21 protein-coding genes are annotated in these 23,737 nt (G+C 42.0%); all 21 read left to right on the top strand.

Translation table 11 applies throughout. The annotated features are described in order from the left end of the window. Positions 1 to 82 precede the first annotated feature (82 nt). The 21 genes from SRRS_RS05770 (at position 83) to SRRS_RS05870 (ending at position 23,616) form a co-directional block, all read left to right on the top strand. The gene (locus SRRS_RS05770; RefSeq protein ID WP_371367039.1) at positions 83 to 1,837 is read left to right on the top strand and encodes a VWA domain-containing protein; all 1,755 of its coding nucleotides are present in this window, start codon (positions 83 to 85) and stop codon (positions 1,835 to 1,837) included. 74 nt (positions 1,838 to 1,911) lie between these two features. Beyond that, entirely contained in the window at positions 1,912 to 4,083 is a 2,172-nt protein-coding gene (locus SRRS_RS05775; protein ID WP_371367041.1) for a transcriptional regulator, read from the top strand. Positions 4,084 to 4,176: 93 nt separating this feature from the next. Then, a complete protein-coding gene (locus SRRS_RS05780) occupies positions 4,177 to 4,608 on the top strand; it encodes a membrane-associated protease 1 (RefSeq protein ID WP_371367043.1) in 432 nt (143 codons plus the stop codon). A gap of 27 nt (positions 4,609 to 4,635) precedes the next feature. After that, positions 4,636 to 5,061 carry a membrane-associated protease 1 gene (locus SRRS_RS05785; protein WP_371367045.1) on the top strand — a complete coding sequence of 142 codons (426 nt, stop codon included), beginning with the start codon at positions 4,636 to 4,638 and terminating at the stop codon, positions 5,059 to 5,061. A 63-nt stretch (positions 5,062 to 5,124) separates the two neighbouring features. Then, the gene (locus SRRS_RS05790) at positions 5,125 to 5,562 is read left to right on the top strand and encodes a J domain-containing protein (protein ID WP_371367047.1); all 438 of its coding nucleotides are present in this window, start codon (positions 5,125 to 5,127) and stop codon (positions 5,560 to 5,562) included. Next, positions 5,516 to 6,166 (top strand): hypothetical protein, encoded by a 651-nt coding sequence (locus SRRS_RS05795; RefSeq protein ID WP_371367049.1) that lies wholly within the window; start codon positions 5,516 to 5,518, stop codon positions 6,164 to 6,166. The genes SRRS_RS05790 and SRRS_RS05795 overlap by 47 nt, the downstream gene beginning before the upstream one ends. Before the next feature lie 20 nt (positions 6,167 to 6,186). Next, entirely contained in the window at positions 6,187 to 6,693 is a 507-nt protein-coding gene (locus tag SRRS_RS05800) for an FHA domain-containing protein (RefSeq protein WP_371367050.1), read from the top strand. An 11-nt stretch (positions 6,694 to 6,704) separates the two neighbouring features. Next, positions 6,705 to 7,553 carry a PP2C family serine/threonine-protein phosphatase gene (locus tag SRRS_RS05805; RefSeq protein ID WP_371367052.1) on the top strand — a complete coding sequence of 283 codons (849 nt, stop codon included), beginning with the start codon at positions 6,705 to 6,707 and terminating at the stop codon, positions 7,551 to 7,553. Between the two features lie 18 nt (positions 7,554 to 7,571). Beyond that, positions 7,572 to 9,728, top strand: a complete 2,157-nt coding sequence (locus SRRS_RS05810) for a hypothetical protein (protein ID WP_371367053.1) — start codon at positions 7,572 to 7,574, stop codon at positions 9,726 to 9,728. A gap of 21 nt (positions 9,729 to 9,749) precedes the next feature. Beyond that, the gene (locus tag SRRS_RS05815; RefSeq protein WP_371367055.1) at positions 9,750 to 11,030 is read left to right on the top strand and encodes a hypothetical protein; all 1,281 of its coding nucleotides are present in this window, start codon (positions 9,750 to 9,752) and stop codon (positions 11,028 to 11,030) included. Then, the gene (locus tag SRRS_RS05820; RefSeq protein ID WP_371367057.1) at positions 11,027 to 11,722 is read left to right on the top strand and encodes a hypothetical protein; all 696 of its coding nucleotides are present in this window, start codon (positions 11,027 to 11,029) and stop codon (positions 11,720 to 11,722) included. The genes SRRS_RS05815 and SRRS_RS05820 overlap by 4 nt, the downstream gene beginning before the upstream one ends. Before the next feature lie 17 nt (positions 11,723 to 11,739). After that, positions 11,740 to 14,385 carry a molecular chaperone gene (locus tag SRRS_RS05825; RefSeq protein WP_371367059.1) on the top strand — a complete coding sequence of 882 codons (2,646 nt, stop codon included), beginning with the start codon at positions 11,740 to 11,742 and terminating at the stop codon, positions 14,383 to 14,385. Between the two features lie 22 nt (positions 14,386 to 14,407). Beyond that, positions 14,408 to 15,184 carry a hypothetical protein gene (locus tag SRRS_RS05830; protein WP_371367061.1) on the top strand — a complete coding sequence of 259 codons (777 nt, stop codon included), beginning with the start codon at positions 14,408 to 14,410 and terminating at the stop codon, positions 15,182 to 15,184. 41 nt (positions 15,185 to 15,225) lie between these two features. Then, positions 15,226 to 15,858, top strand: coding sequence for a hypothetical protein (locus SRRS_RS05835; protein ID WP_371367063.1), 633 nt, complete (start codon positions 15,226 to 15,228; stop codon positions 15,856 to 15,858). Further along, complete coding sequence (locus tag SRRS_RS05840) at positions 15,855 to 17,798, top strand: hypothetical protein (RefSeq protein WP_371367064.1); 1,944 nt, start codon at positions 15,855 to 15,857, stop codon at positions 17,796 to 17,798. The genes SRRS_RS05835 and SRRS_RS05840 overlap by 4 nt, the downstream gene beginning before the upstream one ends. Beyond that, positions 17,795 to 18,430, top strand: coding sequence for a hypothetical protein (locus tag SRRS_RS05845; RefSeq protein WP_371367066.1), 636 nt, complete (start codon positions 17,795 to 17,797; stop codon positions 18,428 to 18,430). The genes SRRS_RS05840 and SRRS_RS05845 overlap by 4 nt, the downstream gene beginning before the upstream one ends. Then, complete coding sequence (locus SRRS_RS05850) at positions 18,412 to 18,936, top strand: imm11 family protein (protein ID WP_371367067.1); 525 nt, start codon at positions 18,412 to 18,414, stop codon at positions 18,934 to 18,936. Before SRRS_RS05845 ends, SRRS_RS05850 begins: the two co-directional genes overlap by 19 nt. 18 nt (positions 18,937 to 18,954) lie before the next feature. Further along, the gene (locus SRRS_RS05855; RefSeq protein ID WP_371367068.1) at positions 18,955 to 19,284 is read left to right on the top strand and encodes a DUF4280 domain-containing protein; all 330 of its coding nucleotides are present in this window, start codon (positions 18,955 to 18,957) and stop codon (positions 19,282 to 19,284) included. A 14-nt stretch (positions 19,285 to 19,298) separates the two neighbouring features. Then, entirely contained in the window at positions 19,299 to 19,751 is a 453-nt protein-coding gene (locus SRRS_RS05860; protein ID WP_371367070.1) for a hypothetical protein, read from the top strand. After that, positions 19,751 to 22,882, top strand: a complete 3,132-nt coding sequence (locus SRRS_RS05865; protein WP_371367072.1) for a hypothetical protein — start codon at positions 19,751 to 19,753, stop codon at positions 22,880 to 22,882. The genes SRRS_RS05860 and SRRS_RS05865 overlap by 1 nt, the downstream gene beginning before the upstream one ends. A gap of 23 nt (positions 22,883 to 22,905) precedes the next feature. Then, complete coding sequence (locus SRRS_RS05870; RefSeq protein WP_371367074.1) at positions 22,906 to 23,616, top strand: hypothetical protein; 711 nt, start codon at positions 22,906 to 22,908, stop codon at positions 23,614 to 23,616. Positions 23,617 to 23,737: the final 121 nt, after the last annotated feature.

Raw genomic sequence — 23,737 nt, forward strand, 5'->3', positions numbered from 1 at the left:
TTAATTGAAGTTTTGTATAGGAGGGAGCTGAGGCAAAAACCCAACAGTATATTGTCGAGCTAGAAAGTGTCATGGGAAGGTGGTGAGAAACATTAATAAATATGGCCTAAAAAAATACTGTATGATTCTACTGGTATCGTTATTCTGGTGGATCAGTGCCGGCAGTTATGGGGCTGAAGCCCAAGATGAGAAAGTTTCTGCTGATACGCTTAATGTGATGTTTGTGCTTGATACCAGCTATTCTATGAACCAGACAGACAAAGAACGAATTAGTATAGAAATGCTGAAGCTCTTTACTGATATAAGTTACTTATCTCATACGCGAATTGGTTTTGTGGCTTTTAATGACAGTATAGAATCGTTTCAGCCGTTAACAGAGCTGACAACGAATCAAGGGAAAGAGGTCTTCAAAAAAAGTTTTGACTCCATAGCACGCGCTGGTAGAACAGATACAGGACTTGGCTTAAAAAAAGCTTGGGAACTTATTTCAAACCAAGGTTTTGCCGGACGAGCTTGTTTGGTACTATTGACTGATGGTGAAATTGATATCAACCTTGACAATAGTCAACGTTCACCAGCAGACGCAACGAAGGATATTGAATTTGTAATAAAGGAAGCCGCTGCACGTAATATACCAATTTATACTGTTGCAATGGGTCGAACTGGCGTTAATAGAGATTTGCTGGAGGATATTTCCCGTAGAACGGGCGGAGCCAGCTATATTGCTGATATTCCTCAAGATCTAATCGAAGTATTCAATAATATTTTTGCCGCGAATTTTAAGTCAAGCATTGTCCCTGTTGCCAGTGTTACCGCGACTGGTGAAATCCAGGAAATTCAGATAAAGTTACCTGATATACATGCTGCCGAAGCTAATATTATGTTTTTATCGTCATCAGCTCTGAAAGAGACTCAAGTATACTACGGTTCGAACAATATTGGTTTTCAAAATACACAGCATTATTCGTCCGTAAAAATAACGAATCCCAAGCAGCAAGATGTAAAAATATTGTTTAAAGGTATCCCGCAAGATGTTATAAAAGTGAACATGCTTGTGCATTACGATTTAAAAGGTCAAATTCAGGTAGAAGGTCAGCCGCAGAAAGGACAAGGAACTGTATTTAAAGCCTGGCTAATAGAGAGCAAAACCGGCCAGCCAATTGCTGATAAGAACCTCTATGATACTTTTTCTGCTATGTTTATCTTAAAAAACCTGGATACCGGGGAAACGATTAAATTGCCTGCACAAGCCGGCGAGAATGGGTGGCAGGGACAGTATGAGTTTCAGAAGACAGGCAAATATTCAGTCAGTGTACAAGCTGATAACAGGTTTTTCAGCACAGGGTCTACTGCTCTCGAGTTTAGTGTGAGTGATGGAACTGTTATGGAAAAAGTAGCAATTTGTTTGTTGATAGTGTCAATAGTTGCTATGATTTTTTACCGGGAAAAACGGGCTAAGCCTCGCTTTGTTGGTAAAATAAACGGCTATTACCTCAGGTTACATGATCCGGAAGAGGAAGTACCGCCATTTTCGGTTTTATTGAGTGACTTTAGAACCAAAAAGAAGACTAGTTTATTTGAGATGTTGAAGAAAGTACATGCCGATCAAGGACTTGTAGAGGCAGAGGATATCTGGTTTATGCCTGGAGTCGATAAGACCTTGATTTTATCGCATAATTCGGTTTGTACAATACTGATTGGACAAAATGTTCTTTGCAAGAACCAGAATTACGTTTTGCATTATGGCGATAAAATCTATGTGACTTTTCCTGAGTATGGTGAAGAGATTGAATTACATTACAAAAATGCCAAGCCGTCCCAGAAACCAGATGATTAGGCAAGATCTTTATGCAGAAAGTCAGTTTTAAAAAAACTGGCAGATATTATAAATGAGAGTGAGGATAAGAAAAAATGGACACAATTGAGCAAACAAACCGAACAATCCTGTTTGAAGAAATCAATCCGGAAAAACTGGATCTTATTACCTTAGTTGGTGATACGAAAGGTTTGGAAAGTTTAAGTGACGAGAAAATTAAAGAAATTAACGAGAAACTGCTGGTTAGGAGTTTCGATGAATTCTTAGATAAATTTTCACCAGTCATATATTCCTTTTACAATGCTGCAAACCAAAAAGTATTGTATACGCTAAAAAAACCGGAGAATATTCCCGAAAACTGCATTACCGAAATTCCTATCACCAAACAAAATGATTTCTTAAAAATGCTAATGACCTTGATTGACGCGAAAAGTGCGCAGGGAACACCGAATGTTGACTTTAAGTTTGAAAATCTACTGGACATGATTTCTCCTAAAAAAGTAATGGATGACATCCGGCAATCCAGAAAAGAGATCCATTATCTGTTTAATCAATATGAAACATTGGATGAAGGGGATCCCAAAAAGCTGGATGTTGGTGACAAACTAAACTATATGTTTGAAGAAGCCAGCCAAAATTACAATAATGTAATGGCCATGCTGCCGCTAGCTATAGAAGATATTAAGACACGGTTGCTCTTAGGAGTTGGCGAAGGCAAAGACAATAATGAACCGTTGCAAATTGGTGTTCTTAGTATGGGGGAAACCGGTGAGTTAAAAATCATTGAAGCGCCAAAAAGCGAAAGCACAGCTTTGGCTGTGTTAGATGATAAAGTAAATACCGGTCTGATTTCAGCCTTTGAAGAAGACTATGAGGCAATTACCGAAGGACCTTCGAGTTATGTTAGAAGTCTTGTTGTCAGAACTTTTTGCCCTTTGCCGTCTACAATGCAAAGTGAAGTAGATGTGACAACAGAAGTACAAAATTACAATACCTACCTAGAATTCTATAAGAATGCTAAAGATGATTTTATTAAAACAGTAAAACCGCTTGTGGAAAAAATTATCGGCGTAAAAATGTTCTTTGACCAGTATGCTGTGAAAAATAAGGGAATGGCTCCCAGCTTGCTTGTAACCAACGCCAAACTAGACATGATTGTGAAAAGTAATAACCTTCCCCGATTGGATACCTTCCTTAATACCATAAATGCCAAGAACGATTTTACAAATACAATTTGGTTTGGGATTGTTCCTTCAGTCAGTATGGAGGCTGCAGCAAAAAACAAACTTAGCCGGCAGCGGTTTAAAGGAAATGAGAATGACAATGACCGGGAAGACGTCAATTCCATGGAAGCGTTGGTAACACTCCTAAACGCAATTAAAGACTACAAAATCCAGACTTTCTTCAGTTTTGAGTGCAAAGAAGAAACAACATTTAATTATATAGCTACGGCCGGGATTGAGCGGTTTATAGATAAATGCTCAATGTTAATTCGTAAAGACTATAGTGAATTTGCTATTCCGTGTATACCAAATTTTACCATTATACCTAAAAATAAATCCGGCGTTATTCTTGACAACAAAATGACCATCAACGAACTGGGAGCAGCCGAGTTATCAAAAGAAAAAGAGAATATCATGAAACTTTGGATTGATGGCGTGTATATTGGCAGCTCATATGTTGCTGCAGGCGTTATGGCAGCCTGTCAGTGCCCTGAATTTTTACGTTCAGCTTTTAAAGATGTCAACAAACTCTTCCCAGGCGTACGCTTCGACCTGGAAGCTGCCGACAACTCCTTACGGGTAACTACTACACTTGCTAAAGAAATATCAGGTTTTACGAATAACATCAAAAATGCCATTAATAAGCGGAATTTCGGTTTTGTATTTTCTTCAGAAAACGCACAGGTTCAAGGCAAAGATATTAAAAAAATTACGGTATACAAAGCTAGAAGCCTTGCCACAGACGGCGATGATTTTGAGGCAATTTACAAAACAACAGTCAGTACCTACATTGAAAGAATTTTACGCTTTACTAGTAATGATTTCAAACAGGATAATATTGTTTATTTCTTTAGCAAAAACCCTACAAGCCAGAAAAGTGCGTGGCTGGATTCCCGCGGCTATGTTAATTCCATCATTCAAGAGGGCGATGACATCAACTATACAATTGATGAAAAAAATGGAGTCTGCAATATTGATTTAACTTTCAACGGCAATATCAAAAACCTCGAAGTAGAAATTACCAAGAAAGTAGTAGGCAAATAGTAAGAATACCCTAATTGAGGTATCCGGCCTCAATCAAACAACCGCCATTGAGGCCGTAAAATAATACCTAATCTAAAATAAGGAGGCATATTTATGGGATTTAAACTCAAAATCGAAGGACTGGAGACAATTGACTTAGGCGTTAAAAGCATCGAAACAGTAAAGTTCATAACCGATACGCCTAAAGATTCTAACGCCCGGTCAACTGACTTGGGGACATCGGTTATTGTGACAGGCAAGGTATTGGCAGCCGTAAACGGGGAAGAAGCCGACGGGACGATGAAAATTGCAACCTGGTCTTTGGTTCCGGCTGAAAAGGCAGATTGCTACCGTCGATTAACGATTGAGACAATTGCTGCCGACCAGATAGTAAGAAAAGTAACTTTCCCCAATGCATTCGTAGTAGACTATACAGAAACTTTTGGTGATGTAGAAGGTGTAGGTACTTTTTATTTACACATGAAACAAAAGAAAGACAAAATGCCGGATGTCAAAGTTGAAGGCGGTTATGAAGCCAACTATTAAAAATTTAGGTAGAAAGGATGGAGTGTAGTGGGATTTAACGTAAAAATCATTGGTAATGAAACAATTGATTTACCAAAGGCGATTATCAAAACCGTTCAGTTTAAAACTGATACTCCTGATGATTCAAATGCCAGATCTACTGACTTAGGGGTAACAATCACCATCAAAGGGAAAATATTGGCTGCCGTTGATGGCGGCATCGCTGATGATACGATGAAGCTGACAAAATGGTCATTAGTTCCGGCTGAAAAAGCTGATTGCTACCGCCAATTGTACGTAGAGGTAATTGCCGCAGATCAGATAGTTAGAAAATACAGTTTCCCTAACGCATTTGTCGTCGATTATGTAGAGGATTATGCTGATCTGGAAGGTACCGGCGTATTTGAATTGATGCTAAAACAGAAAAAAGACAAATTGCCGGCTGTAAAAATTGAAGGCGGATACAACGTATAGTTATTATCGGAAGGGGGATACCCCCTTCCCTATATCATCTACTATTAAAAAAGGGTTTTAAACATGAAAAATTACTATGACATTCTGGCTGTAGCACGAGATGCAAGTCAGGAGGAAATAAAGAAAAATTACCGCAGATTATCTAAGCAGTATCATCCGGATTTACATCCTGGCAATAAAGAAACTGAATCTAAATTTAAAGAGATCACAGAAGCCTATTCGGTATTATCAAATCCAGAGGAGCGGGCTAATTACGATGGAAAACTACGTGAACCCGGTAAAAATGAGAATTTCCAAAAGCGGGAAACTACAGAGCAGCCCCAATATTCCCCGGGAGAATTCAATATTAACAATGTCAACATCCAGTTTGAAAAATTTTTCGGCTTTGATCCCCAAACCGGTGAGAAAAGGAAAACCAGTACTGGTGCTAATCAAGGCAAGAAGGGCCCGTTAGATGTTTCAGGAATTTTTGAAGATTTTTTCAAGCCGAAAAAGAATTAATGGGGTTGGTTTTTTGAAAAATCACAGTGAAATCAAGGAATTTGATTTTCCGGCAACACAAGTCTCTTCACAGCGAGAGTACCTGCAGTATTTAGACGGGAGTATTGCCTTTCTGGCAGTGGTTCTGTGTATTTTTGCTTACCAGTATTTAAATAACGAAGATATCATACAAAAATTTATTATAATAAGCGTTTTTGGGATTATCGCTATATATTATTCGACAAAATTGTGGCGAATAAGCAATCAGCCCTTGGCCGAAGACAATAATATTAGCGCTGTTCTTATGCTCAACGATAGTGGAAAAGTAATAAGACAATGGGATATTCACGGAAAAGTGTCCTTACTTATTGGTAAAAACAAAAAAAATAAAGACGTAGATATCGATTTAAGTGCAAGCATGTATGATGCGTTAATTTATTCTGAACATGCCGTTCTTAATTATGCTAGGAATAATTGGTATTTAGAAGGTTTGCATGTACCAAGCAATGTTAGTATCAGAAAAGCAGGCGACCAGGTTCGTTATCGACTAACCGGATCCAAACCATGTAAATTGGCGTCAGGTGACATTATATATATTGCGAATACACGGTTAATGATCAAATAGAAATAGGGAGTGAAGATATATTGAGCCTCATTCGGTGCCAAAACGGGCATATGTTCAGTTCCAGACGATATGGAACTGTTTGCCCTTACTGTAATATTGAAACAGCTACCAAGGCTAGACAGAATCTGAAAATTAAAGATGCAGAAGTCGAAGAAGATTTATATTACGAAGAAATTGAACCTGTTTGTGGCTGGTTAGTATGTATTGAAGGTGCGCAGCGGGGAATGGACTATAAGATTCATACAGGTAAAAACTTCATTGGCCGCGGCGATGATATGGATATTCAATTATTGGGTGATAACACAATTTCCCGGCGGAATCATGCTATCTTAGTCTATGATCCCAAAAAGCGTAACTCAGTTTTATTGCCGGGAGAATCCTCGGGTATCGCCTATTTGAACGGTAGTGCGGTATATATACCGCAGGAACTGGTAGCCTACGACATCATTGAATTAGGAAAAAGCAAATTCTTATTCATTCCATTTTGCGGGGAGCATTTTGAATGGAAAGATAATGATAAGGAGTAAACGGCAGAAAAATGGAATGGATAGGGCTGTCTGGTCAAAATTTGTGGGCTACCCTTTTAATTGGCATAGTGATCCTATTGCTAAGTTGCCAGCGATATTGGGAAAAAAAAATTACTAGTAACTCTACCCTGGAGATTGCCGAAGAATGTTCTATGGGCAGCAAAGAAACTCAGGAAGATGCTGCCGGGGCGGTAGAAACCGCATGGGGTACACTAGCTGTTTTAGCCGATGGTATGGGGAAAGGGCGCTCCGGTAAGATGGCATCACAAGTAACTGTTAAGTCGTGTATAGAACTTTTTACTGGTAGTGATATTACTGGCAATCTTCAGTATTATTTTACCCAGGCGTTTAATCTGAGCAATAAGAAAATAGTGGAGTATTTGCAGGGCAACAAAGGGGGCGCGGTAGCTGCAGCTGTTCTTGTAACTAAAGGTTACCTTTATTATGCTGCAGTAGGGGATGTCAAAATTGCGTTACTCAGATCCAGGGAACTTATTCCGGTAAATGACGGGCAAACAATGCAGACAGCAGCGGCCAAAGGATTTGCGCAAGGACTGTTAGACAGGGAACAAGCGCTGGCAATCAGCCAGAAAAAATGCCGAAGCAATTACATCGGCCGGGACGGTTTCAAAAACATTGAGATGGATATACAGGGCATCAAACTAGTGGGCAACGATGTCATTATAGTAATGACCCGCGGGCTGTACCAGTGCCTTTCCTGGGTTGAATTAGAAAATTATTTGTCAGATTCCTGTTCTTGCGAAAAGATGGCCGAACAAATTATAGAGCGATTTAATAAAACAACAAGTCAAGACAAAGGAAATGGCAGCTTATTTGTCATGCGGTATACCGGAAGATAAAGTGCGGAGGAACCATTCATGAAAAAGAACAATGCGTCATTTAGGACCGCCTTCATATCCGAAGGAGGCAGTTTCCTACAAAATAAAGATTATTTTGCGTTTGTAGAATTAGACGATTTTGCGTGCTATGTTATCGCTGATGGTATAGATGATGAGCTGGAAAAAGAGAGCGCAAACCTTGCGGTTACTAGTATCATCAGGCAATTTACGAATGCGCCTTCCATGAAAAAAAGCGATATAAAGAATTGGCTGAAGGTAGCCAACCAGGAACTTTTGGAGCACAGCCATGCCATGCGCCTCAAGGCTTCCGTTTTAGTTTTAGTTACCGACTATGCCAGTATGATATATGGTTTGGCAGGTAATACCAGGATCAACCTTTTCCAGGAAGGCGCGCTAATTCATAAGAGCATGGATCAATCTTTAAGTAAGGAACTTACAGAACAAGGCAACCTTCCGTTGGATAAAATGTCCACTCATTTAGAACGGCATAATTTATATTGTTATTTGGGTCAGCCGGATGAATTCAATCCGGAAATATCTTCGCGAATCAAGTTGACGGATGGCGATACCATTACCCTTTTTACCCGCGGCATCTGGGAAAACGTCGACGAAGGGGAAATGGCGGATGCCATTAAGGATACCAAGGAACCACAAGAGGCGCTTGATAATGTAGAAGACTTACTCATGGCGCGGCAGCCGGAAGTCTTAGAAAACTATACATTAGTAACTATTTTTGTCGATAAGGTCTATATTGACCCCGGCAAGCGCAAAGCATTGCTAAAAAAAATATTTTTTGCTTCTATCCCGATACTGATAATTCTTATCGGATTATTACTATATTTCCATTTCAGCGAGGCCAATAGGAAAGAGCGTTTGGCCAGTATGGAGTCACATCTTCGGCAGGCGCAAATGCTGTCCGAAGAGGGCAATTATCCCAGATCCACAGAGGAATACAAAGCGGCTCTGGCTCTTGCTCAACAATTGAAATTGAAAAGTCAGGAAGAAAATATAGAAAGATGGTATAAGACAGCCAGTTTAATTATGTCGGCTGATATGGCATTGCAACAAAAAGAGTTTGCTAAAGCCGCTGATCTGTATCGAGCGGCGCTGGAATCATCCTATGTATCCGATTTGCTCGGTCAAGGCTATATAATTAAACAACAGCGATTGACCGGAGATTACATGAGCATTATTGAATGGCTGCAAATTGGCGATCAGAAACTGGAACGTAAAGATTATCCTGGAGCCCAAAAATCCTATCTGGAAGCAAAAGTTATCTCTGCGCGAATTTTTTATAATGATGGGCGCAAAGAGGCGGCGGAAAAACTGGCTAAAATAGATGCCCAACTGATAGAAGAGGGGAAAAAGTCTATAGCAGACGGGCAAAAAGCTATGGCGTTGGAAGCCGCTACCTATGAGCAGCAGGGGGACAGGCTTGCACAACGTGGAGAATATCAGGATGCGATTAGCATGCTAAGCATTGCCGAAGGCATGTATGATCAAAGTGGTAAATCGGACAAAGTACCTGGAATACAAAAGAAAATTAGTGCTATTGAAGATCGTATGACGGCGGCGGAAAAGAATGAATTGTTTACTAAACTGCTGAGCGAAGCCAGCAAATATGAAAAACAAGGCGACCAATTGGCAGACGAGCAGGGCGACTTGGCCGGAGCCATGGAAATGTATGGTCTGGCCATGGGGTTGTATAACGAAAGCGATAAAAAAGAGAAAGCCGCGTTATTGCAAAAGAAAATCGATAATATTAACCAACGCAAACAGAACATCGAAAAAACGGACTTACAAAGGCGCGCCGCGGAAGCGGAACGGGAAGGCGACAGGCAAGCCGCCGGATTACAAATGGAAGAGGCCAAATACAACTACACCTGTGCCCAACAGCTTTACGGGATGGCTGGAGTATCTACCGAAGTTGCCCGTATTCAGAAAAAGATAGATTTACTTGCTGTGCAAGTTACCGGATTTGAACGTCAAAAAAGTAAGGCTGATTCCTATGTAGCCGAAGCTGACAGTAAAGTCCAAACCGGTGAGTATGTTCAGGCTAAATACCTGCTTATTTTAGCCAGTGATATTTACCGCCAATTAGGCTTAACCTCGGAAGAAAATAAAGTAAAAGAAAAAATTAAAGTAATAAGCAAACTGTCTAACGGTAAAGTATAGCCAGCTGAGAGGAGAACTGCCGTGAAAGATCAAATCGCTGCCAAACTAAACAATATAACTAGTCTTGAAGACAGATTAATATTAAAAGATATTTTGAATGATGTATTTCTTAATCTCTATGATCACAGTGAGAGCATGTACCAGCAGTTGGAGAACAGGGTTTTTGTTGAGACGGCCGGCGTATCTGACAGTTATGATGTGTACATCACTGCAGCTCCACGGCAGCACGTTGATCCAGTGCATTATTTTCTGCGGCCGATGCGGGCGGAGGATTTGGAAGAAAAACAATTTAGTCTGGACGAACTCGCTATGGCAGGTGCAAGAAATGAGCCTTTACTGCAAGTGTTTTTCAGTTGTGATTACCGGATATTTGCTTACTTAATGAAGGAAGATAGGACTTTTCACGGCACGATTACTACTAACGAAGGCAGCATCGAAGCCGATTTTGTGTTGCGGGAAGACATAAGGTATCAAGAGCAAATAAAGAATCTGTACGAAACCTTTATAAACAACAATATTCCCTGGAAAACCGTAAACAATCCCTATGCTTTCCGTTTCGCGGAAGTAATGTTAGAAAGCTGTCAGCGGTCACTTAATGATGGTGAAACCGTCACAGAAATCAAGGTGGATTTTGCTGAGTACGGGCAATATGTACACTATGACATAGTACCCTTGTGGAATATAGAAATGCTAAAACTTAAAAGTACAGGGTTTCCGTTACCCTGTGAGGACAAAATTAACTTTGAGCATACCGTTGCATTGGACGCACTGGGAGTGGAACACGGTTACTTGGCGGCCTTTCAAAATAAAAATATTAGCTATGTCCGGCGAACCAAGCAGTCGCTGGTTATTGTAGCTCCATCCGAATTAAAAGATGTGTGGGAGATCATGCGCATCATTTATCCTGCCAGTAAAAAAACGGACAAGTACATATATCCCTTGGTGTCTAATGCTAAGCGTCAGGCTTTTAGTGACATATTGGCGCAAAAAAGCTTGCGGGTCATTCGCACCGAAGCCGAACTCAAACGGCTAATAAGTTCATTTGCTGCGGCAAATGAACTTAGCCTTTCCCATATAGCGATTATGCCCTGCAGTCAGGAAAATACAGAGCCGGCAGCAAGTTACGCTATGAATTTTTTTATACAGGATGAAATCCGCCGGGCGGATTGTCAGTACCGGCTGGCTTTGTACTTTACTGTTGCCGATAAAGACAGTTTTCTTGCCTGCGACCGTATAAGCTTTGTAGTTTCCGAAATACAGCTGCACTATCCCGACTTCAGGTGCGAGGGATTTATAGTATGAATTACATTTGGGACATGGCAATAAAAGCTCTTCGTCAGGATATAACACCGGAAGCCATTACCTTTGTACACAGTAAAAAGTGCAGTCCATATATGGAACTGGCTTTTGAAGACATAAATACTGCTTTATTAGAACCGGATACAGTAGTAGAAGTTAATCCTTATTATCGCTTTTGTGATATTTTTAAAAACTTTCTTGACGTCAATTTTAGAGAGCATGAAGAGATTCAAACAGTATTCTTCGATATTATTACCCATTATTTACTTTTCATAGACCGCCATCAAGGTCTTTGCAAACGAGAGTATTACGGAAAATTTATCCTTAATGATATAAAAAATGGTGTTTTTGGTCAGTCGGTTCAACAGAATGTAGAGGTCTTTACCCTGGATGAACGCCACATCTTTCTGAGCGGGCTGATTTCATTGAACTATACCGGGGCATCAGTGCATCTGCTTAAGCTGGTTATACGTCAAATCTTCGTAAACAGTATTATTTACTATCGCAGTGAAGATACGTCGGAGGTACTCATATACCTGGGTACCGCTGAGACGGCCGCAACCCGCCGGAAAATCGATACCATACTAACCTTCTTTTTGCCACTCGGCTTTGCTTATCGCCTATACTGGGAAAAACATTTCGGTATTATTGGCATGGATCAGACTATGGGCATCAACAACATTGTGATCTACTAACGAAGGGTGAGATAACTATGGCAAGCTATACCTACAAACTGTATATAAACGACCAGAAAGATATCCCGCCGGCCAGACAATATGTCCGCAAAGAACTTGAACTTATGACCACCCATCAGCTGCGGGAAATTTGCATTAAAGAAAAATTAGTAAAAAGCATGCTCGGAAGTCTGGAACGGTATGAATTAGTCGAACTCATTATGCGCTATCGGGGTTTGACGGAAAACTTGCTGATAAACGAATATGTTCCCGGCGGGCAAGAGCGGTTGGAAAAACTGGCCAGCCGGATTGACAAATACCTGGACGATAACAAGACGATAAAAAATCCTTCACGCATCGTCATTTATGACGGCTTGGATACCGATAAATATGACCGCTATGTGGTAACAGCTCCCGGACTCTTAGAAGAGTCCAATGTACTACTGGTCAGCGGCGCTAAGGAGCTATGTGCCGTTTTTAACCTGATTGCCGACCCCAATAATCCCGGTCGCTTTTATCTTACCCGCAAAGGAAGTCTACCGGCCAGAGAGTCAAAGCATAAACATTACAGCTTATTATACTTTGGCAAAATGGAATCAGAGCTTCTGTATCACGTTTATCAAGAGGAAGATGTGCCTTTGCCTAAAAACCTGAAATGTTATAAACTGCCGCTTCTTAACTTCAACATCCGCCAGCCGATGGAGACAGCCCAGACCCTGGCGATTGACTTTGGCACAGCCAATACCACAGCAGGAATATATCTTGATCGCGAACTCTATAACAGCATTGACAAAAGCGGGGCAGAAGAGAACCTGCTAAAACCGGAAGAGATCAACCTTGTCGAGGTTTTTAACCAGACAGAGGCAGGGGAGGTACTTACCCCGCTCATTCCTACCGTTGCAGGAATATGGAACATCTCCGACGGCGACGAAGATAATGTCGAATATATATTTGGCCATGAGGCCGTAAAACTGGCCCATACCAACTATATTCATGAAGGTTTCTGTGTTTTCTTTGATATCAAAAGATGGATTAGAGACTATGAACGACAGGAAGAACTGATTGACCTAACAGGTCGGCGAATTTATAAAAAACGCAAAGAGATTATCAAGGCGTTTCTTGAACATGTTATTTCGATTGCCGAGCAGCGCTTTAAATGCCGCTTCAAAACCCTGCATTTATCCTCACCGGTAAAAGAGAAACAACGGTTCTTAGCGCTGTTTGGCGAGATACTTTCCCAGTGGCAGCTGGAAACGGAAAACATGCTGGATGAAGGCGCAGCCGTACTCTTTAATACCATTGACACCTTTATTGAGAAAAATCCGGGGCGGTATATGGACAAAGAAGAACATCTGGCATTGGTGGTTGACTGTGGCGGCGGTACTACCGACTTGTCTTCTTGCTTGTTTAGCATAGAAAGTCACCGAGTGTCTTACAAAATCGATATCGAAACCACCTATGAAAACGGTGATACCGATTTCGGCGGCAATAACTTGACGTTTCGCATCATGCAGCTTATCAAAATAGCCATTGCCGAAAACCTGTTAAATCAAGGAATTAATAAGGTTCAGGCAATTTTAGACGGACTGGATAGTGACTTGTATCGACGGGTGGATCAAGAGGGTGTTGCCAAAGTCTATGCGGCGCTCGATACAGCCTATGAAGAAGCGGAGAGGCTTATCCCCACCCGCTTTAAGCACTATGAAAGCGGCAGCCCCAAGGAATATTTTAAAGTAAAAAATAACTTTTATTTTCTATTTCAACTGGCGGAGCAAATCAAAACCGCGATGTTTGCCGGCCAGCGTTTTCAGAGAGTAGTTCTCGACAGTCAGGATCTAAGCGTCCATCACAAATACGACAAGGTCATGCAAATCGGCCGTTGGCGTATGTCCATCCAGGACGGTGCCGTGCTGAAAACCGTGCGGGATATTCCTCTTATCTGCTTTACAGCCAGCGATATTGACCTAATTCTAAAAGCAGATATCTATGAAATTGTCAGTAAGTTTGTTGAAGAGCCTTATAACCGGGGTTTGCTTATGGACTACAGCGTCATAAAACTGACAGGACAGTCCTGTAAAATAGGCCTATTCAAAGACTCTCTAAAAGAATTTATTCCTGGGCGAATTATTGAGTTCGGTGGACAAGAAGGCACCTATGGACAGGAACTCAAGTTGTCCTGTCTTCGCGGTGCTATCAAATATCTCAAAGCCAAAAAAGGTGGCTACGCCGAAGTGACCATGCGGAATCAGCCTGCCGCACTGCCTTATACCATCACTGCCGCCACCCATCTCGGCGACGAAAAAACGCTTATAGCCAGACATGGCGATCAAAATACCGGCGGGCATATCTCGCGGTTTGTCGAAGGGGTGGCCTTGAAACTACATCTCAAAGATCTGACAGGAAACGAACGCTTTACCTATGTGTATGAAAACCAGCATAGTGATTTCCGGCAGATGACCTATGAACAAATTGCAGAAAAGTACGGTGACAACATTATTCAGGATGAAACAGACAATATCATCGAAAATGAAGTCAAGTTTTTCGTCTGGCCCAGGGAAAGTTACTGGGGATTTGTCGTTGTACCCGTACTAAGGCAAAACGGCAACCTTTACCTGGGGCGGGAAGAGCTGTTTGCCTTCGAAAATGACCAATGGGAGACTAATTTCTTTGACGGATTGAAATAAATGATCGAGGAGTATATAAACCATGTTTCTAGACAAATTTCCTACATTCACTGCCGGACGGGTATTAAAATACGATATGCTTAATGCTCTGCGGGATTATCCCCGGGACTACGTTACTATCATGTACAGCCACTATAGCGAGGGTGTTCTGGCTGGCTGCAACCTCGAAGTAACCAGTGAAGCCATTCAGATAGCGCCCGGCCTGGTTCGGCATAAGGGGAAACTCTATACCCTGAGCCAACCGGTTCTAGTGCCCTATTCTGCCACAGGGCAGGATACCATAGTCAAAATCCATTTTAGCAAAGAAAAGAAAAGCGGCGACTATATTCTATCCAGCGGCGATATAATCAGCGTTCCAGGGATAAAAGTCGCAGAAAACGAGTTGGAATTATGCCGCTTTAAACTAAAAACCGGCGCCAGACTACGGGCCGAATATCTCGATTTTGCCGATTATTCTACTGCCTATGATACAGTCAACATCGTCAGCGCACCCTATGCTGCTCCCTATGAGAGCACTTTGTCCCCAATCCTGACCCGGCGTTTTGCTGAAGAAGCCTGGGCAGGCCGTCCATCGCACGCCTTTGATTACGTCTTCATCAGTCTGTGCGCCCAAGGCGAACCGGTAGCCCGTAACGTAATAGTCGCTTATACTTCAGCCCGTCTGGGGATTGTCGCCAAAGGCGCCGCCAACCAGGATTTGCACCGTCATCTTGCAAAAATCCTCGATGACATCCGCCTCGGCAAAGAAATGGCAACAAGAAGCGGACGGGGCGGCGCTCGCCGGATACTGGTGGACTGATACCATACACCACACATGTTGTAGGGAAAAGGAGGTAACCCATGGGAAAAAGTTATTTAGACGAAAGAATCCGTAGCGTAATAAACCAGGCGGAAGAACAAGAGAGAATCAACAGTCAGAGTATTTATGAAGGCATTACTATAAACGGCAGGTACTATGAGTTCCAGGAAATGGCCTTTTTTGACGATCAGTTTAAAATACAGATGCCTACCGCCTTTTTTGATATGCCGCTAAACTTAGCGCGGATCAAATATCCGTCCGGAGACCGCCCGCAGATTATCAGAACCGAGGACACCGGCAGCATTAATATTACCTTAAACAGGATTACTAATAACGTTTGTGAAGATCAAATTCCCGAAGTAAAAGACGGGCTAAAAACTATTCTAAAGCGGTTAAATCCCTCTTATCTCTTTTTTGAAGAGGGAGTAGAAACAGTTAACGAAAAACAAGTGGGCTTCTTCGAGTTCAAGAGTCCTACCCTTGATAAACCCTTGTTTAACCTGATGTTTGTAGTCACCCTTGACCGTGATGTAATCTTAGGGGTTTTCAACTGTCCCTATGAAGATTACCGGGAGTGGCGGCCGATTGCCAGACAGATTATGGAATCGATTCAAGTCATTCCTCAACAGGGTAATGCCGCTGAATGCCTAGGAACAGGAGGTGAAGGGGTATGAGCTTTTTAAACACCAAAGGGATGAATGACATTCGCAATATAACCTCTTTTACTAATTCATCCGTTAACCTTGGCCTCTTAGACGAAACCGGGCAGGATACGAAAAAACTTGAGACAGTGCTCCGGACTGCTGCCGGTGCCGGAGTCTTGGCGCCAGGCAAAACCGACATGCAAGCTGTCGACGAAATCGTCAATACCTTGTGCTCCAACGGAACGTTAGCGCAAAATCTCAAAGACCCTTCCCAAGTGCTTACCCTATTGCATTCGGCGAAAAATCTCGGCATCAACAATACCAACATTCCGGAAAAAGTGGTGACGGCAGTAAAAATAGCCAGAGAAGCAGGATTTTTATCATCACACAAAAAGCCTGCCGGTAACGAAACTCAGCAAGGAAAAGAAAGTCAGCCGGCCGATGCAGGCAAAGCCATAACCTGGCACAAACTAACCTTCTCGCCATATTCCTTTAAAGATATTCTTGAGTTCAAAATCACGCAAGAAATCAACCAGCATGCCCGCCTGCATATTCGGGGAACACTTACCGATCCGCCAGAGGGCCAGCCCCCCGACTATATCCAACAAACCGGACAATACACACCCGTCTCATTGCAATACACCGACCAGCAAGGAGCCCAACAGTACCTGTTCCAAGGTGTGGTCACAAGCATCAGTCAGCAAACTACCGCCGAACTGAAATGCCTTGAAATCGAAGCCTATAGCTTCAGCTATCTTCTGGACGTAAAAAAATTGAGCCGCTCCTTCCAGCGGCACCAGGAACCATACAGCTATATATTTGAACGGATTAACAATTCAGCCCGTGAATATGTACCGGAACTTACCGGTGATGCTCTGTCAGCCCAGGATACGGAAGCCAATAAAATAACGGAAAAACTCATCATTCAGTATAGGGAAACCGACTGGACCTTCTTAAAACGGATGGCCTCTCATTTCAACATCGGCTTATTTCCCGACGTCACCCTTGACAGTCCCAAAATCTATTTCGGCTTGCCACCAGAACCACAGCAACCAGAACAACCAAGAAACCAGAGCGAAAGCGGCCAAGACGGCCAAACAGAAGAAGCCAAAGGCCCGGAACTCTGCGTATCCAATTACCGAATTCGCCGGGAGACAGCAACCTATGCAGTTTCCACCGGCAACCGGCGAAGCAACAGCCAACAGACCTTTAGTGAAAACGACTTTACTTACTGTGAAGCACGCTCCCTGGATATCCTGCACCTGGGGCAAAAAGTATCTTTCCTCGATCTTACTTGGTATATCAGAGCAATTCAAACCATAATGGTTGACGGAGTAATCCATAACATCTATACCCTTACCACTCAGCCAGGTCTAATGCAGGACGATCTCTATAACACCCAAATGCCGGGAGTATCACTCAGTGGCACAGTAAAAGAAGTCGTCAAAGACCAGGTTCGGGTACATATCTGCCAAATTGACCAGGAATGGGATGACGGGGCTACCTGGTTTTTCCCCTATACTACCATCTACTCCTCACCCGACGGCAGCGGCTGGTACTGCATGCCCGAAATCGGCGACAGCGTACGTATCTACTTCCCTAACCGCAAAGAAGCCGAAACCGTAGCTGTTAGTTCCGTCAACCTTACCCCGTCCAAACGGGGCGAAAGATCAGATCCGGACACTAAAATTATCAGTACCGTGCACGGCAAACAAATAATCCTGACCCCGGGCGGTATTCAGATTATTGCCAACGGCAATTTGTTAATGACCCTGACAGATGACGGTGGTTTGACCATTAATAGTGATAAGAAGATTATCCTGGATGCCGTAGGAGATATTTCGATTAGCAGTCAAAGCCGGGTAGAAGTAAAAGGTAAGAATGAAATTAGCCTTAGCCAGGGGGGCGGTAACATCGTCATTAAAGACAATATCGAAGTAAGCGGACACGAAGTGAAGATACAGCCATGATGCAAGAACAGCACATACAGGAGTTTATCCTAAACCAAACAACAGATTGGCTGCAAGAAGATTTGAAAATAATTGAGCAAGAATTTCCTCTTCACAGAGAACAAATAACCGCCAGCCTTGCTGGCGTGTTAACCCGGATTTGTCAACAGGGTTATGAATTACAGCAAACAACAAACAAAGGTCCGGCAGCGTATTTGTGCATTTCGTTTCTCAGAACAAACCTCCTTGACGATAACTGGCAATACCGGCTAGACCTTTATGATGAAAGATTCTACCTAGATCCCATCGAATGTACGGAATCTTGGGAATTCGACTTTATCTGGCAACTATTACAACGGCGCATGAATCAGCTTATGGAGACAATCCGGCATAGCCTGTACGCCAACAAAATCCGTTCCTATCACATTAACCAAATCAGGCAAACAATGGCGGAGCAATATCAACAAGCGGCTATACTGCTAACCGGGACGATTATTCCCGAAGCCGTCCAACAACTGGATACTGCTGGCATAAATCTGGCAGCCGTCATGACTCTGTTGATGGGCGAGTACCAAGACTACAGTGTGGCGCTATATGAATGGCAATGCGATGCTAAACAAAAGGATGAGGCCTTATGCAATATTTCCGGCTAACACAAGATCCTGATTTTCTCGAAGCCCCAGTATTTTCAGATGCTATCCAAAAAATCGACCGGCGCTATACCGTACCGAATGAGGCTCATCGAATTAACGAACATACAGTCTTTCGTTTATCTGGAAAGGAAACGCCGGATTTTATCGACCTATTGTCCAGACAGTTGTTCTTAGTTACCGAATTACTAAAACAAACCTTCGTTCTCTACTTGCCCAAGCTGCAATTTAAAATGGTCTTCCTAACCCACCAAGATAAAAAAATGCAACAAACCTATTACTTGCCAATCTTTGAGCATGTAGAATGCCTTTCCGAACAAAGCATAATGACTCCTGATAAGAGTATAGTCAGGCAGTTAGTGCTTCAAAAAGCGTTGATACCCAAGAAAGGGCTCTTTCGGGTAAAGCATAGCCAGGAAACCATAATTGTCGCCCGGCTGGATGCTGCCGAAAGCATACTTAGAAGAAACTTTCGCGGGGTCAAACTCGAACGAATCCAAATCGAATAAAGATAAGGAGGAATTAACATGGGTATTCGCTATGTAGTGCGAGGCGCGACCCTCAGCTGCAGCTCAGGAAGCTCGTCAAGCCGGCTAAACATGCCGCGAAGTCATGGTAAGTATGTTAACGGCAAACCCATTGTCAATGATAGCGACACAGCAGCCGGAGCCAATATAAAGCCCTTTGGGAAATGCAGCGTTCTCGATGGCCCCTGTTCACCTGCCCCAGCCGGTACTTGGAAAGGAACCCAAATAGATACCCTTGTCAGCGGCTGTCCGGCGGTAATCGCCGACTCCACCTTAAGCTGTAATGTCGGCGGATGTATAACAGTCGAAAACGATGGCCAGCAAGGCTAAGCGGAGGACGGGATATGTTCAAAAAAACAAGTGTCATACTGCTGCTAGCTGTATATATGCTTAACTCTGTGCCTGTTGTCTGCGAGTCTGCGCCAACAGATAACGAGAAAAAAATACAGGATAATGCCAAGGAAAAGGAGGCGAAGGCCGTGCTTACCTTTGATAAAGAAATTGTAAGAAAGATGCTTCTTGAAGATGGTTACGAAGAAAATGAGATAGAGATAGAGCTCAATAGATTCAGTAAAATCAATAAAAAATTACAAATGGTATTGGATGCTTATCTAATTGATAGAACAATATCCTCGGATTTTAACGTGGAAGGTCTAACAATGAAAATTATCATGGAAAAGTATAGCTGTAACTTTTGGAACGCATTAAGTTTTATGGATTCCTATATCGATGATCCGGAGAGAGCAAAGCGTTTAATTGATGCACCACCTTTTCCCTATAGGTCGAGGCAAAGATAATGGATATGAATGTATTTGGTAAAGACAATTGGAATCAGTCCTCTCTCGGCGATAAGAAACAGGCACTTCAAAATCTTGAAAACCATTACGCAGCACAACAGGGGAGAAATCCAATAATTCTCCAATTTACCAAATTAGACGATGCTGGTTCGTTTAATCCGATTAGTAATACACTAAAAATAAATAATGAAATATTAGTTAGTGGTGACTCGGGTAAACGATATCAGGTTATAGATACAGTTATTCATGAAGGAAGACATGCTTACCAGAGCTATGCAATCGAGCATCCAGGGAAACATCCCAATAAGATTGAAGAAGAAAAGTGGAGAGAAAATGACCTTGGATATATTAAGGCAGATCCTCAAAATTTGTACAAATATAGGTTTCAAGCTCTCGAAAGAGATGCATATGATTATACAACAAGTGAAATGGGAAACATTTTTAAAGCAATGCCTGGCGAGGAAGGTATATATATTCAATATGAGCAGATAATGGAGGACTATACTAAGGGATTTCAGTTAGCAGCTGAATCAGCCTTAGGAAAAGACTATTTACAAAAAATTGATGCTGAAGTGGCTGAAAAGGCACGGATGCTAAGAGAACTACAGAATAAAGACAAGAACGTAGCAAGAATTATAAATACACCACACCCGTCCTCAACTAAAGAAGAAGTTGCAACAAATGCAATCACCTATGACAAACTAAAAATAGAAAGCCCCTGGGAAATACAGTCGATCTACGACCTGACAATAACCAAAACACTAAACCAGCATGCTAAACTAGAAATTACAGCGCTTCTTACAGAAGAAGGCGGAAAAAAAGCCGGACAACAAGAAACGCCAGACGATATAGTAAAACTCTATACAGAAGAAACAAGCGACGGAAAAACCGAGAAAAAATACCTCTTCAAAGGGCGGCTAAACCAAGTCGGCATCCACCAGGACGGCGGACTCTATGTCTTAAGTGCAACCTTCCTCTCCCATTCCTCGGTGCTCGACAGCCAGGAAAAAAGCCGTTCCTTTCAAGATACCAGCCTTACCTATAACGACATCGTTTCTAAAATAATGGCAGACTACTCCGGAAAAAGCATTGAACTTACTGCCGACAAAACGCAGATTAACGGCCCATTAATTCAATATCAAGAAACCGACTGGCAGTTCATCAAACGCATAGCTTCGTATCAAGAAGCCGTCATAGTACCAGATGTAACCCTAGATGAAATAGTTTTCTCCTTTGGCTACCCGGCAGGCGGGGTCAAAACCCTGCCGGAAAATATCAACTACAAAAGCGGCAAAGACATTGCCGCCTACAATAGAGACTGGACCTATAACCCAGACCTCATCGCCAACGAATACACCTACTTCGAAGTGGAAAGCTATCAGGAACTCACCATCGGCGATAAAGTGACTTTTCAAGGGTATGAATTATATGTAAGTGCTGTTACCATCAGACTAAAAAACAGCATATTAACTTTTCATGCCAAACTCGTTCGCCAAATGACCATCCGGCAAAATCCCATTTATAATGAAAAAATCCAGGGAGTCAGCCTGGAAGGAAAAGTCTTAGCTTTACAGAATCAAGAAATAAAGCTTCATCTTCAAATTGACCAAGAACAAGATGAGGGAACCGCCTACTGGTATCCCTTCGTACCACCAACCACCGATATGATGTACCTCATGCCGCAGCTAAACACAAATGCCAGCCTATACATACCCGGACTAAAAGAACAAAACGCTATTATAAAAGGTAATCTTCGCTCAAACGGTGGCACATGTGAAAGAACAGGCGACCCCAATACCCGCTATCTAGGTACAGAATATGGACAAGAACTAAAAATAGCTCCCGGCGGCGTATATATAACTGCAGGACTGAGTAACTTAGTTGCAAACTTTGATGATAACGAGGGAGTTAAATTATCCAGTCATAAAGAGATGAAACTGGAAGCCGAGCAAGAAATCATAATAAAATCCCAAAACACAGTATCTCTAAACGGAGCAAGTCAAGTACTCATAGCGACCCCTACCGCTGCTATATCCTTAGAGAATGAGACACATTTCCGAGCGGCGCAGACTCATATCGACTGTACTGATGAAGCTCCCTTACCCGAGGTTGAGCAGCCGGAGCAAAAAGAGGAAAAGGCAGCAGAGCAAAAACAGGAGAATAAGCAAGAGAGTAGCGTAAACTGGGCAGCTTTGGCAGTGGGTGTAGCTGCTGGTATAGCAGTATGCATAGTTGCGGCGCCATATATTGCTGCAGGTGTTGCGATGGCAGGTCTAACAACAGGATTTGCTGCAGCAGCTACGGGAGCAGCTTTTGGTGCCATTAGCGCTGCGGTAGGTACAATAGCCGGCATGAGTACGGTAGCACTGCAGGAAGGGAAAACTGCGGATTTAGGTGAAATGGTAGAAGCGGCGGTTAAAGCCGCGATAGTTGGGGCGATTACCGGCGCAATATTCGGCCCCTTATTGGCAGTAGCTTCGAAGTGGACACCTACGTGGCCATATGTAGGCTTATCTGGTTTGGGAGGGGCTTTCTCTTCTGGGCTGAATGATGTGCTATTTAATGATGGCAATATAGATTACAAAAATATGGGATTGGCAACGGCTCTGGGCCTTTTCGGTGGAGGAATTACTAAGCCTGGACGAGCAGGAGCTGCGGCGAAAAATGTGGGGTCGGGTAAGGCTAGGTATGGAGAGAGAAAAATTTCAGATAAAGAATATAATGAATTAAGACAAAAAACACCGACTAAAGAACTTCAAGATAAGGTCAATGAAGGTGTTCAACTGCCAATGGATGATCCAGCTCTTCCTGGCAAAACGATTACAAATAGGTTAGAACCGGATCACATTGTATCATATGAAAAAATAACTCGGATGGATGGTTTTGAAAAATTGACACCAGAGCAAAGACTTAAAGTTATAAATAATCAGGATAATATCGAAGGATTAAGTAGATCGGCAAATGGTTCAAAACAAGATAAATCTTATGAAGAGTGGACACACTATAAGAAAGGCAAGCCAGACGAAATTGAAGTTGATCCTGCCTTCAGAAAAAGAATGATGGAAAAGGAAAAGGACTTGGAAGGAAAATTACAAAATCAAATTGATGATTTTAATAAACAGAATGAATAACATTGATAGAGAGGATTAATTATATGCTTCAAAAGCTTGAATATTTAAAAAAGTATACTATGAGAAAAAATGGTTATGTACGTCTTATTCCGTTTGATGAAATTCCCAAAATTAATTCATTGCCTAATACTTGGTATGAAATTTTTAAAGAAAAAGATAAAAAAAAGAAAATTAATACACTTTTTGAGATTTGGAATAAGTATCTGTCTACCGAACTCAGCAATACCATATCTTATCTCAGGCAGTATACAATAGATGTTGAGTTAATGGAAATAAACGACAGATTTTCGATTTTGTATACTATTAAAAATTCTAAAGGTGAAGTATTTTATTATGAAGGCAGAAGGCCTCACGAAAATTTTAATAATGAAAAATTAGAAGAATCATGGAAAAAAATTCCCGCTTCGATTCAGGCATTTTATGAGAATATTCATAATGGATTTTATTATTATGCAAGTGGGGCTATGGGTTTAGTACCTTTAGAAAATGTAACTTATTTGGGTGAGGATGATTTTGATTGGAATATCATTGACGATTTAGAAGAGCCAATGCAGATTGATTTAAATACATCTTTTGGTTTTTTTAGTAATGGAATGGGCACTTATGTGGCTATTGATTATAACAATTGCGATAACAATAATGCTACTTTATGGTCAGCGAAAACTCAGCCAAAATACAATATTAATTTTTGGGATTTTGTAGATGAATGGATTGTAATTGGTTTTGATACGTAAGGCGGTAGGAAAAAGGAAGTAGTGTCAGAGAAAAGAAGAGACCAAAGCTAATTAAACCTGTAAAGCATTGTCAAGAGGAAGTTGCTAAAATAAGGTAAAAAAGGCATAATAAAAAAGCCGT

The sequence above is a fragment of the Sporomusa rhizae genome (genome assembly GCF_041428845.1).
Classification (GTDB): Bacteria; Bacillota; Negativicutes; order Sporomusales; family Sporomusaceae; genus Sporomusa; species Sporomusa rhizae.

Coding starts and splice junctions, on each gene's coding strand:
- SRRS_RS05860 (WP_371367070.1), top strand. CDS start 19,299: ATGTTCAAAAAAACAAGTGTCATACTGCTGCTAGCTGTATATATGCTT.
- SRRS_RS05780 (WP_371367043.1), top strand. CDS start 4,177: ATGGGATTTAAACTCAAAATCGAAGGACTGGAGACAATTGACTTAGGC.
- SRRS_RS05810 (WP_371367053.1), top strand. CDS start 7,572: ATGAAAAAGAACAATGCGTCATTTAGGACCGCCTTCATATCCGAAGGA.
- SRRS_RS05845 (WP_371367066.1), top strand. CDS start 17,795: ATGATGCAAGAACAGCACATACAGGAGTTTATCCTAAACCAAACAACA.
- SRRS_RS05835 (WP_371367063.1), top strand. CDS start 15,226: ATGGGAAAAAGTTATTTAGACGAAAGAATCCGTAGCGTAATAAACCAG.
- SRRS_RS05820 (WP_371367057.1), top strand. CDS start 11,027: ATGAATTACATTTGGGACATGGCAATAAAAGCTCTTCGTCAGGATATA.
- SRRS_RS05870 (WP_371367074.1), top strand. CDS start 22,906: ATGCTTCAAAAGCTTGAATATTTAAAAAAGTATACTATGAGAAAAAAT.
- SRRS_RS05795 (WP_371367049.1), top strand. CDS start 5,516: ATGTTTCAGGAATTTTTGAAGATTTTTTCAAGCCGAAAAAGAATTAAT.
- SRRS_RS05790 (WP_371367047.1), top strand. CDS start 5,125: ATGAAAAATTACTATGACATTCTGGCTGTAGCACGAGATGCAAGTCAG.
- SRRS_RS05805 (WP_371367052.1), top strand. CDS start 6,705: ATGGAATGGATAGGGCTGTCTGGTCAAAATTTGTGGGCTACCCTTTTA.
- SRRS_RS05775 (WP_371367041.1), top strand. CDS start 1,912: ATGGACACAATTGAGCAAACAAACCGAACAATCCTGTTTGAAGAAATC.
- SRRS_RS05840 (WP_371367064.1), top strand. CDS start 15,855: ATGAGCTTTTTAAACACCAAAGGGATGAATGACATTCGCAATATAACC.
- SRRS_RS05825 (WP_371367059.1), top strand. CDS start 11,740: ATGGCAAGCTATACCTACAAACTGTATATAAACGACCAGAAAGATATC.
- SRRS_RS05830 (WP_371367061.1), top strand. CDS start 14,408: ATGTTTCTAGACAAATTTCCTACATTCACTGCCGGACGGGTATTAAAA.
- SRRS_RS05855 (WP_371367068.1), top strand. CDS start 18,955: ATGGGTATTCGCTATGTAGTGCGAGGCGCGACCCTCAGCTGCAGCTCA.
- SRRS_RS05850 (WP_371367067.1), top strand. CDS start 18,412: ATGCAATATTTCCGGCTAACACAAGATCCTGATTTTCTCGAAGCCCCA.
- SRRS_RS05865 (WP_371367072.1), top strand. CDS start 19,751: ATGGATATGAATGTATTTGGTAAAGACAATTGGAATCAGTCCTCTCTC.